Source organism: Hydrotalea sp., from assembly GCF_049968455.1.
In the GTDB taxonomy this organism is placed as follows: domain Bacteria; phylum Bacteroidota; class Bacteroidia; order Chitinophagales; family Chitinophagaceae; genus Hydrotalea.
Map to the genome: position 1 here is coordinate 75,442 of NZ_JBMFQT010000007.1, position 11,615 is coordinate 87,056.

The 11,615-nt window shown below is 34.6% G+C and carries 8 protein-coding genes; 6 read left to right on the forward strand and 2 right to left on the reverse strand.

Annotation, left to right across the window (positions count from 1 at the left end; translation table 11 throughout):
• Positions 1 to 39: 39 nt before the first annotated feature.
• From ACP5P5_RS06805 to ACP5P5_RS06825, 5 genes are all read left to right on the forward strand, one after another.
• Positions 40 to 723 (forward strand): response regulator transcription factor, encoded by a 684-nt coding sequence (locus tag ACP5P5_RS06805; protein WP_428285353.1) that lies wholly within the window; start codon positions 40 to 42, stop codon positions 721 to 723.
• Between the two features lie 24 nt (positions 724 to 747).
• Positions 748 to 2,007: a sensor histidine kinase gene (locus ACP5P5_RS06810; RefSeq protein ID WP_428285354.1), complete on the forward strand. Its 1,260-nt coding sequence runs from the start codon at positions 748 to 750 to the stop codon at positions 2,005 to 2,007.
• Between the two features lie 7 nt (positions 2,008 to 2,014).
• A complete protein-coding gene (locus ACP5P5_RS06815) occupies positions 2,015 to 3,259 on the forward strand; it encodes a TolC family protein (protein ID WP_428285355.1) in 1,245 nt (414 codons plus the stop codon).
• A gap of 6 nt (positions 3,260 to 3,265) precedes the next feature.
• Positions 3,266 to 4,216: an efflux RND transporter periplasmic adaptor subunit gene (locus tag ACP5P5_RS06820; protein WP_428285356.1), complete on the forward strand. Its 951-nt coding sequence runs from the start codon at positions 3,266 to 3,268 to the stop codon at positions 4,214 to 4,216.
• An 80-nt stretch (positions 4,217 to 4,296) separates the two neighbouring features.
• The gene (locus ACP5P5_RS06825; protein WP_428285357.1) at positions 4,297 to 7,383 is read left to right on the forward strand and encodes an efflux RND transporter permease subunit; all 3,087 of its coding nucleotides are present in this window, start codon (positions 4,297 to 4,299) and stop codon (positions 7,381 to 7,383) included.
• Between the two features lie 82 nt (positions 7,384 to 7,465).
• Here the strand turns inward: ACP5P5_RS06825 and typA are convergent, their stop codons facing one another.
• A complete protein-coding gene (typA, locus tag ACP5P5_RS06830; protein WP_428285358.1) occupies positions 7,466 to 9,277 on the reverse strand; it encodes a translational GTPase TypA in 1,812 nt (603 codons plus the stop codon).
• A gap of 113 nt (positions 9,278 to 9,390) precedes the next feature.
• On the opposite strand from typA, the gene ACP5P5_RS06835 reads away from it, so the two are divergent.
• Positions 9,391 to 10,275 carry a formylglycine-generating enzyme family protein gene (locus ACP5P5_RS06835; protein WP_428285359.1) on the forward strand — a complete coding sequence of 295 codons (885 nt, stop codon included), beginning with the start codon at positions 9,391 to 9,393 and terminating at the stop codon, positions 10,273 to 10,275.
• A 4-nt stretch (positions 10,276 to 10,279) separates the two neighbouring features.
• On the opposite strand, the gene ACP5P5_RS06840 is transcribed toward ACP5P5_RS06835, so the two are convergent.
• Positions 10,280 to 11,410, reverse strand: a complete 1,131-nt coding sequence (locus ACP5P5_RS06840; protein ID WP_428285360.1) for an acyltransferase family protein — start codon at positions 11,408 to 11,410, stop codon at positions 10,280 to 10,282.
• Positions 11,411 to 11,615: the final 205 nt, after the last annotated feature.

Here is an 11,615-nt window from a genome sequence, read left to right on the forward strand (position 1 = left end):
TTTTGTATTTTGAAAAAGCTGATATAACCCGGTAAAAGTATGAAACTGCTAATTATTGAAGATGAAGTGAATTTGAATACAACCATTGCTAGTTTTCTAACGGCGGCAGGTTATTTATGTGAAACTGTTTCAAATTTTAAAGATGCTATTGAAAAGATAGATTTATACGAATATGATTGTATTATATTGGACATTATGTTGCCCGATGGGTCGGGATTGGAACTTTTGCAGTATTTGAAATTGAATAAAAAAAATGATGGTGTTATTATAATTTCTGCAAAAGATTCTTTAGATGATAAACTAACAGGTTTACAATTAGGCGCTGATGATTACTTAACAAAACCTTTTCATTTACCCGAATTAGCAATGCGGGTAGCTGCCATTATTCGTAGAAAAAAAATGGATGGACACAATATTATAAATATAAATGAATGGTTGTATATAGATACCATAGCGCAACGCGTTATTATTCACAATGCAGCAATAGAGCTAACGCAAAAAGAATATCAGTTACTACTTTTTTTTGTTGTTAATAAAAATAGGATACTTTCTAAAAGCGCCATTGCCCAGCATTTATGGGGTGACGATATGGATTTGGCCGATCATTATGATTTTATTTATACGCACATTAAAAATCTTAGAAAGAAAATTTTATTAGCCGGTGGAGAAGATTGTATTCGTTCAATATATGGTGCCGGCTATAAATTCCAAGTAAACCAGTAGCTTTTTTAGAATGAAATCATTGTCATGAAATCTTTTGCAACATATCAACGCTTAAACACGTATATAGCTATTTTAATTTTTTTATTGGGCAGTATTGCATTTTACGGAATGTTGCAGTATGTTTTGTTGCGCCAATTAGATGATAGCCTAAAAGCAGAAAAACAGGAAATTTCTGATTATGTTCAGAAATACCATCAGCTACCTGTTATTCAAAATACAAAACATCAATGGGTAACAATTGATAGCAATGCACACACATTCGATAATAAAAAGTTTAGAACTATAAAATTATACAATAACATTGAGCAAGAAATGCAAGAAGTTCGCCAATTAAACTTTGCATTATCACTGAACAATAGGGAATATTTTGTTCAAGTAAATAAATCGCAGGCAGAAACAGAAGATTTGTTGCAATTGATTGCCGTATTGGCTTTTAGCATGATTGCTTTGTTGTTGGTGTTAAACTATTTTGTGAATAGAAAGTTGGTGAACAAATTATTTAAGCCTTTTCAAAAAACTATATCTGCCATTCAAGCATATAAAATAGGGCAAAAAAAACCCCTGCATTTGCCTGCAAGTCCGCTTGCTGAAATTCATTTACTCAATACCAGCTTAAATCAGATGTCGGAAAGAATATATGTTGAGTATCGGTCTTTAAAATCGTTTACTGAAAATGCAGCACATGAAATGCAAACCCCGCTTGCTGTTATACGTTCATTAATCGAAAGTATTATACAACAAAACAATTTAAATGAACAAGGTTTAAATCAATTAGCTACTATTGATGATAATATTCAAAAATTAATTAAACTACATCAATCACTTTTGCTATTAGCTAAAATTGAAAATAATCAGTTTTTGCTCAATGAAACGGTGGCTATCAATGAAATAATTATGGCTAAATGTGAAGAAAAAAGAACATTCATTGAAACAAAAAACTTACAGCTGAAGTGGGAATTAAATGAAGTACACGTGCTTTTTCACAGGCAATTAACCGATATGTTGATTAATAACTTGATTAACAATGCCATTCGTTATACACCCATAAATGGCCAAATAACCATTCAGCTCAATAAAAATGAACTAATAATATGCAATACCGCATCTGCGGGTAGTTTGGATGCCGAACAAGTTTTTAAACGCTTTTATAAACCGCAACAACAGAATGAAGGAACAGGCTTGGGTCTTGCAATTGTTCATGAAATATGTAGGTTGGCTAATTGGCCTATTCAATATTGTTTTCAAGAAAATAAACATTGCTTTATTATACAACTGAAAAAATAGAATGAGCATGTATTTAAAAAAGTATTTTGTTTTTATAGTTTGCTTATTGTTATGGGGTACCGTACACACACAACAAAAAAATCTTTCTTTTTTTGTAAACGCAGCCATTAATAATAGCCCTCTTTTAAATGACTACCACAATCAACAATTAAGTAATATAATTGATAGTTTACGTTTACATGCATTATACAAGCCACAAATTAATGCGGTAAGTATTAATACTTATGCGCCCTCTTATCAGGGATGGGGATATGATGGTGCCATAACCAATGGTGCAAATTTCGGACAGCAAATTACATTTAATCAGTTGTTGATTGGAAAAGCAAACATGAATAATCAACAACAAGCTATACAGTTATTAAATCAAAGCCTGCAAGTTGCCGGTAAAATTACTGAACAAGATATAACTAAAGCTATTACTGCACAATATATTACTGCATATGGTACTCAACAACAAATTCAATTTAACCAGGAGTTGGTTACTCTTTTAAAAAAAGAACAAATAATTCTTACCAAACTCACAGAATCAGGAATTTATAAGCAAACCGATTATTTGAGCTTTTTAGTAACCATTCAACAACAAGATTTACTAGTGCATCAATTGCAATTGCAATTTAAAAATGATTATGGTATATTAAATTATTTATGTGGGTTAACTGATACCTCTAATGTAACTCTTGAAAATCCAAATATTCAGTTGGTTATTACCCCGGAAATTGAGCAAACAGTTTTTTATAAAAACTTTTTATTAGATAGTTTAAAATTAAAAAATAGTGATGCTCAAATTGATTTCAGTTATCGCCCAAAAGTTAGTTTGTATGCTGATGCCGGTTATTTATCCTCCTTTTCCTATCAAGCTTATAAAAACTTTGGTAATAGTTTTGGTTTGTCGGTAATATGGCCTATTTATGATGGAAAACAGAGAAAAATGAAACACGATAAAATTGCAATAGCTGAACAAACCCGACAACAATATCGTAACTATTTTAAGTCTCAGTTTCAACAGCAAATTGCTTTATTAACGCAACAACTGCATTCAGTTGAAAAACTTATACAGGAGTATAATGCACAAATAAAATATAGTCAAACACTTATTGAGGCCAATAGAAAACTATTGCAAACCGGCGATGTTATTATGCCAACCTATATTTTGGCAATCAGTAACTACTTAAATGCAAAAAATCTGATTACTCAAAATACCATTTCTAAATTGCAAATTATTAATCAAATTAATTATTGGAATAGAAACTAATTCAATATGAAGAATAAATTTTTTATTTTATTACATTTATTAACAGTGCTTATATTGTACTCTTGTAATGGAAAAGATGCAAATACAAATATAACTGATGCTTCTAACTTTGTTGCAACTGGTACACCTGTTACTATTACTCACCCTGCCAAGGGGTTAATGCAGGAAACAGTTACTTTAAATGCTGTTTCTGCTTTTTTATTAAAAAGTTTTGTGAAAGCCAATGCTAATGGATATTTATACAAAGTGAATATTCATTTAGGGCAGTATGTACAACGTGGAGAACCTTTATTTGTTATTACTACTAAGGAGGCAAAAGCCATTGGGAATACCATAAATCAATTAGATACAACTTTAAAATTTACCGGGAACATTATTATTCATGCACCTTCCAGTGGTTATATAACACAATTAAATTATCATGCCGGCGATTATGTGTTGGATGGTGAACCCTTAGCTGCCATAACGGATAATCGTAGTTTTGTTTTTTTACTAGATCTTCCCTACGAATTAAAACCCTATTTATCTCAAAACAAAAATGTTATTTTGTTTTTACCCGATGGTACTCAATTAACTGGTGCAGTAGGTACACCTTTACCAACAGTTGATCCAACATCGCAAACACAGAGCTACATTATTCATGTGAATGCCAATAAGCAAATACCGGAAAACCTTATCGCTAAATTACATTGGGTTAAACAAAAAAAAATGAATTCAATATCATTGCCTAAAGCGGCTGTTTTAAGTGATGAAGTACAAAGTAATTTCTGGGTAATGAAAATGATTGATAGTGTTACCGCTATCAAGGTTCCTGTTCAACCTGGTATTGAAAACAATGAAGCAGTAGAAATTATTTCACCCGCTTTTAAAACTACCGATACAATTTTATTAACAGGTAACTACGGTTTACCCGATACTGCCAAAGTTTTAATTGTTAATATGCCTGGTAAACAATAAACAAATAATCGAAAAATATTTAGAAAGTATTAAATAGTTATGATGATTTTTTGTTTACATACAAAACGCTGAATAGTATAATGAAAAGTTTCTTTGTTAAATATAAAAGTCCACTTGCTGTTTTAATGGCCATCATTATAATGGGCGGGCTGTTTGCCTACAGCAAATTGCAATCATCATTATTTCCTGAAATAACATTTCCAAAAATTAAAATTATTGCAGATGCCGGCCAACAACCGGTCAATAAAATGATGATTACTGTTACCCGTCAACTTGAAAATGCTGTTAAGAGAGTACCTGATTTACACATGATTAGAAGTACAACCAGTAGGGGTAGTTGTGAAATATCAGCATTTTTGAATTGGAATGCCAATATTGACATTAGTAAGCAGAGAATTGAATCGCGTATTGCTGAAGTAATGAATACCCTACCTCCGGGTATTCAAATTACTGTTGAAAGAATGAATCCTTCTATTCTTCCGGTAATTGGTTATTCATTAGAGAGCACTAAGCGTTCACCAATTGATATGAAATTATTAGCCTTGTACACCATTAAGCCATTTTTATCGCAAGTGGATGGTGTTTCTGAAGTGCGTGTTATAGGTGGTAAAACAAAGGAATATTGGCTGATTGTGAATACCGATAAAATGTCTACACTTGGTTTAACGCCCGATTCTGTGAATTATGCTTTAAGTCAAACCAACTTCATTAAATCAAACGGCTATTTAGCCGATTATCATTTATTGTATTTATCCCTAACCGATGCTTCTGTAATATCAAAAGATCAATTAAAACATATTGTAATTAGTAACAATGGTAAACGCATCGTGCAATTACAAGATATTGCTGATGTTGAAATTAAAGAAGCAAAGGAGTATATAAAAATCAATGCCAATGGTCGTGAAGGTATTTTACTCGCTGTTATTAAACAGCCCAACGCCAATTTAATACAGGTAAGTAATGATATGGATGCTAAGCTGAAAGCATTAAGAAAAATTCTTCCTGCTGATGTTACTATACAGCCATATTATGAGCAAGCCAATTTTGTAAAAGATGCAATTAAAAGTGTAAGTGATAGTTTATGGATTGGTTTGTTGCTAGCTATTATTGTGGCCATTGTTTTTCTTCGCTCACTTAAAGCCAGTACCGTTATTTTATTTACGATACCCGTAACAATTCTGTTAACTATTATATGTTTGTATGCTATTGGGCAAACATTGAATATTATGACATTAGGCGCATTAGCCGCTGCTATTGGTTTAATTATTGATGATGCCATTGTTGTAGTTGAACAAATTCATCGAACCCATGAAGAACATCCTAATAAACCCACAAATTCGTTGTTGCAAAAGGCCATTCATTATTTATTCCCGGCAATGTTAGGTTCTTCGTTAAGCACCATTGTTATATTTCTACCTTTTGTGTTAATGAGTGGTGTTGCAGGGGCTTATTTTAAAGTAATGACCAATACCATGATTATTACGTTGGTCTGTTCATTTTTTGTAACCTGGTTGTTATTGCCTGTTTTGTATTTGTTGTTTACACGGAATACTACAGTGAATGTTGTAGGTAAAAAATTAAAGCATGGTCATGAAGTAAAGCAGCAAAAATGGGTGGGGTTCTTCATTCGTAAACCCTACATCAGTATTTTATTTATTTTAATTTTAGGCGCTTCCATATATATCGTATTCCCAAAACTCGAAACCGGTTTTTTACCTGAAATGGATGAGGGGAGCATTGTTTTAGATTACAGCTCACCCCCGGGTACATCATTAGAAGAAACCGATCGAATGCTACGACAGGTTGAAAAAATGATTGTTCAGGTACCTGAAGTGGAGGCTTACAGCCGAAGAACCGGTACACAAATGGGTTTTTTTATTACCGAGCCTAACAGGGGTGATTATTTAATTCAATTAAAGAAAAATAGGTATAGAACTACCGATGAGGTAATTAATGACTTACGTTTAAAAATTGAAGCAACGCAGCCGGCTTTGCGTATAGATTTTGGGCAGGTAATTACTGATATGCTGGGTGATTTAATGACTTCTGTACAACCCATTGAAGTGAAAATTTTTGGCAATGATCAATCAAAATTGCAAGAATTATCGCGTAATGTTGCGGCGGTATTAAATACGGTTAAAGGCACTGCCGATGTTTTTGATGGTATTGTAATTGCCGGCCCCTCAGTAATTGTTACACCTAACTATACGGCATTAGCGCAATATGGTATTACGCCTGCAAGTTTTCAGTTTCAGTTGCAAAGTGCTTTAGAAGGAAATATAGTGGGCAGTGTGTATGATAAGGAACAACTAAGCAATATCCGATTTATATACCCAAATAGTGATAAGCTTTCAATAGCACAGGTAAAGCAAACATTGGTTTTTATTCCAAATGGCAAACGAATTCCCATAACACAGTTGGCCACGGTTTCTTTAAGTAGTGGTGATGCAGAAATACAAAGGGAAAACTTGCAAAATATGGGCGTTGTTACTGCACGGTTAGATAACCGTGATTTGGGTAGTACCATGCAAGAAATTCAGCAAAAGGTAGCTGCACAAGTTGCTTTGCCACAAGGATATTTTATTAGTTATGGTGGTGCCTATGCCGAACAGCAGCAATCGTTTAAAGAACTATTGGTTATACTAATTACAGCTAGTTTATTGGTTTTTGGGGTTATATTATTTTTATTCAGAGATGTAAGAATTGCACTTATCATCATTCTGGTGGCAGTGCTTGGAATTAGTGGCAGTTATTTGGCTTTGTATTTTACCCATACCCCTTTGAACGTCGGTAGTTATACCGGGTTGATTATGATTGTGGGTATTATTGGTGAGAATGCTATTTTCACTTATCTGCAATTTCGCGATTCATTAAAAGGAAATAGCAGTACTAATAGAGTAGATGAAGCTATTATCTATTCTATATCTACACGGTTACGTCCCAAATTAATGACTGCATTGGGCGCTATTATTGCATTAACACCATTAGCTATGGGAATTGGTACCGGGGCACAAATGCACCAACCCTTAGCCATTGCTGTAATAGGTGGGTTTATTGTGGCCTTACCTTTATTGTTAATTGTATTGCCTAGTTTGCTGCACCTTTTATATAAAAACAGTAAAATTACTGATAGTCTGAGTGCAGCAGATAAAACTGCAGAGGGTTAAGTAAAAATACACATTGCAATAAATAAATAAGCCTGCAGTTTATTGCAGGCTTATTTGAGTTTTATTGTATTAAAAAGATGGGTTAATCTACTTCAGCACCCATTCTTTTACTTACTTTTTTTCTTTCTTCTTCATCTAAAACAACCTTACGCATTCTAATGTTTTTGGGTGTTACTTCAATACATTCATCTTGTTGAATATATTCCATACATTCTTCTAAGGTCATTTCAATTTTAGGTGTAATGCGAACACTATCATCACTTCCACTGGCACGGTGGTTAGTTAATTTTTTAGCTTCTACGGCATTCACATTCAAATCGCCGGGTTTAATATGTTCAGCAATAATTTGTCCTGCATATACATCTTCACCCGGATCAATAAAAAAGCGTCCTCTATCTTGTAATTTATCAATTGAATAAGCAGTAGTTGTTCCGCCAAATTTTGCAATTAACACACCATTGTTACGGCCGGGTATTGCTCCTTTCCAGGGTTTGTATTCACTAAAGCGATGGGCCATTACAGCCTCACCTGCTGTGCCTGTTAACATTTGAGAACGTAAACCAATTAATCCTCTTGATGGTATTTCAAATTCAAGGTGCTGCATTTCACCTTTGCTCTCCATCACCAACATTTCACCTTTACGTTGAGTAACAAGGTCAATTACTTTTCCGCTAAACTCTGATGGAACATCTACCACTAAAATTTCATAAGGCTCATGTTTTTTGCCATCAATAGTTTTTACCAATACTTGTGGATTACCCACTGTTAATTCATAACCTTCGCGACGCATGGTTTCAATAAGTACACCTAAATGTAGAATACCACGTCCGTAAACCAAAAAGCTATCAGCACTATCGGTATCTTCCACTTTTAATGCCAGGTTTTTCTCGGTTTCTTTCATTAAGCGATCACGTAAATGGCGTGAGGTTACAAATTTTCCATCTTTACCAAAAAAAGGAGAGTTGTTAATGCTGAATAACATGCTCATAGTAGGCTCATCCACACTAATAATAGGCAGTGCTTCAGGGTTTTCAGCGTCGGCAATAGTATCACCAATATTAAAATCTTCTAAGCCAACTACAGCGCACAAATCGCCACAAACCACTTCACTTACTTTACGCTTACCCATTCCTTCAAAAACATAGAGTTCTTTTACTTTATTTTTTTTGATGGAACCATCCGCTTGTACTAAAGCAATTTGTTGGTTCTCTTTAATACTGCCACGGGTTACTTTTCCAATAGCTATACGGCCAAGGAATGAAGAGTAATCTAATGAAGTAATTTGAAGCTGTAAAGGGCCTTCTTGTACGGTAGGTGGAGGTACAAATTTTAAAATACCATCCATTAGCGGGGTAATGTCTTCACTAGGTGTTAGGCTATCATTGAACCAGCCATTTTTTCCACTACCATAAAAAGTGGGGAAGTTTAGTTGTTCTTCTGTGGCATCTAAATTAAAAAATAGCTCAAAAACTGCATCATGCACCTCGTCGGGGCGGCAGTTAGGTTTGTCTACTTTATTAATCACTACAATGGGATGTAAGTTTAATTGTAATGCTTTTTGCAAAACAAAGCGTGTTTGTGGCATGGGCCCTTCAAAGGCATCTACTAACAAAATAACGCCGTCGGCCATTTTTAATACCCTTTCTACTTCACCACCAAAATCACTGTGTCCGGGGGTATCAATTACGTTAATTTTCACATCTTTATAGGTAACAGCAGCATTTTTACTAAAAATGGTAATACCTCTTTCACGTTCTAAATCATTGCTGTCCATAATCAGATCACCGGTTTCCTGATTATCTCTAAATACCTTGGTAGCATGTAAAATACGGTCTACTAAGGTCGTTTTTCCGTGGTCAACGTGGGCAATGATGGCAATATTCCTAATATCCATAAAAAAATTTAAGGCTGCAAAGGTAAGGTTTTACTGTGGCTTTATTGCTATGAATGTTTTTGTTAACCTGTTGTTAATGCGGAAAGCCTTAACTTTATAAAAATTTGTTATTAATGCGTTGGTTTGTTGTATTAATCTTTTGTACAGTAAGTTTTGCTTTTATTACTCAAAAAAACAATGGAAATGGGAGTAAATTAACTTCTCCTCCCGGTACTGTTTTAATAAAACCCGGGTTGTATATGGATGCTTATGAAATAAGTGTGGCCAATTGGAAGGATTTTGCTGAAGGCTGGTTATTGGCGCATGAAAATGATACAGCTACTTATCAATCAATGCTGCCTGATTCTTTGGTTTGGGTGTCTTATAAACAGCATAGTGAAGAATTTATTGAAACGTATTATAGGGGCAATAGTTACAATAACTATCCTATAGTTGGCATTAGTTATGAACAGGCTCAGGCTTTTTGTAATTGGCGCACGGAAAGGGTAAATGAATTGCTGGCACATATGCCCAATGCTCCTTTTAGAAGTGTTACTTATCGATTGCCAACCGAGGCGGAATGGGAAATGGCAGCCAGTGGCAAATTGGATTCTATTAAATTTCCTTATGGATATCCGGGAATATATACCGCTCATAAAGGTGATTCCGTGAAAAATTTTAATTGTCGGTATCCTGATGATGATTCTTTACATGTTGGGCAACGCGATATTATGTCTGTTAATTCTTTCATTCCCAATCAATATGGTGTTTTTAACATGATTGGTAATGTGGGTGAAATGATTGCAGAAAAGGGTGTTGCCAAAGGTGGGCATTATGATTTACCCATAGCTTATTGTACCATTAAAGAACGTATGTCATACAAAAGCCCCAACCGATGGCTGGGGTTTCGTTGTGTTTGTGAAGTAGAAACGGCAGCACCTTTTAAAGGGAAAAATGCTAAGCCTAAAAAAGGTAAATCAGTAAAAGGGTTTGAACAAGCAAACCAAGAAAAACAGTAAGGGTTTAAACTCTTATGTAAATTTTGTTTTTATCTAAATAATAACCCACTACCCAACATAGTAGCATGTAGGATATGGCGAATAAGAAGGAGCCTAAATAGGTGCCTGCATGAATGTAAATATTTAAGTATAACCATTGAATAAGCCCATGATAGCCTTCCAATGGAATCATGTAAAACACCGTTACCAAAAGCTCAGATAATAGATAAATGAATAATGGATTTTTCCCGAAAACCTGGAAGAAGTAACTAATTTTTCCTTCACCCCAATTTTTAAAAGTTACAAAATACATTACGGTTGCTATAATCATACAATCTAACCCAACCGTGTGTAACACAAATGCACTGGTCCACAATTTTTTATTAATAGGGAAAGATAAATTCCAGAAATAGGATAATACGAACAAACCAAAACCGGCTAGCAATAAGTTGGTGAGGGTTTCATAGCTGTTACCTTTTTTTTGTATGTAAGCCCCGGCCACATATCCGGCTACTACATTAGCAATGGCGGGCAATGTGCTTAACCATCCTTCGGGGTCAAAGGCTACCCCTTCGCCATGATACATATGGTTGGGGCCCATTAACCAAACATCTAAATAATAGCCTGCATTGGTTGTCATACCATAGGGGTCAGCCGGGTCACCTAAATAATACATAATTCCCCAATAAATAAATAGCAATGCAATGGCAATATATAATGTGGTTTTAGGTTTTAAAAACCAAATTAATAAAGAAGCAATACCATAGCAAAGGGCTATCCGTTGTAATACCCCCATTATGCGTGTATTAGCAAAAGGTGCTGAAATAATGTTATGTTGGGCATCTAATCTAAAAAAGGGAAACCAATACATTAGGTAACCTAATAAAAATATAAGTACTGTGCGCTTTACAATTTTACCTACTACCCAGCTGTTGGCTTTACCGGTCCATTTAGGCATTACAAAACTCATGGCATTGCCTACTGCAAACAGAAATGATGGGAATACCAAGTCGGTAGGTGTAAAGCCATTCCAATGGGCATGTTCAAGCGGCGCATAACTTTGTGGGCCACCGGGAGTATTTACAATAATCATGAAACAAATAGTCATGCCTCTGAATATATCTAAGGCAGTGAAACGTTGTGTGGGGGCATTCATAGCAAGCGTTGGTTGTGTTGGTTAGGGATTTTTAAAATTACGTAATAAAAGCAGAAAATGAAATTATACACTATTAAATTAGTGGCTTTTTGTTACGCAAACGCTTGTTTGAGCATAAAAAAACCGGTTTTTGACAAACATCAAAAACCGGTTGAGTAGGGTTATAATAAAAACTAATTACCAAATTTTTATACGTTCATTTTCA

Coding starts and splice junctions, on each gene's coding strand:
- ACP5P5_RS06805 (WP_428285353.1), top strand. CDS start 40: ATGAAACTGCTAATTATTGAAGATGAAGTGAATTTGAATACAACCATT.
- ACP5P5_RS06810 (WP_428285354.1), top strand. CDS start 748: ATGAAATCTTTTGCAACATATCAACGCTTAAACACGTATATAGCTATT.
- ACP5P5_RS06815 (WP_428285355.1), top strand. CDS start 2,015: ATGTATTTAAAAAAGTATTTTGTTTTTATAGTTTGCTTATTGTTATGG.
- ACP5P5_RS06820 (WP_428285356.1), top strand. CDS start 3,266: ATGAAGAATAAATTTTTTATTTTATTACATTTATTAACAGTGCTTATA.
- ACP5P5_RS06825 (WP_428285357.1), top strand. CDS start 4,297: ATGAAAAGTTTCTTTGTTAAATATAAAAGTCCACTTGCTGTTTTAATG.
- typA (WP_428285358.1), bottom strand. CDS start 9,277: ATGGATATTAGGAATATTGCCATCATTGCCCACGTTGACCACGGAAAA.
- ACP5P5_RS06835 (WP_428285359.1), top strand. CDS start 9,391: ATGCGTTGGTTTGTTGTATTAATCTTTTGTACAGTAAGTTTTGCTTTT.
- ACP5P5_RS06840 (WP_428285360.1), bottom strand. CDS start 11,410: ATGAATGCCCCCACACAACGTTTCACTGCCTTAGATATATTCAGAGGC.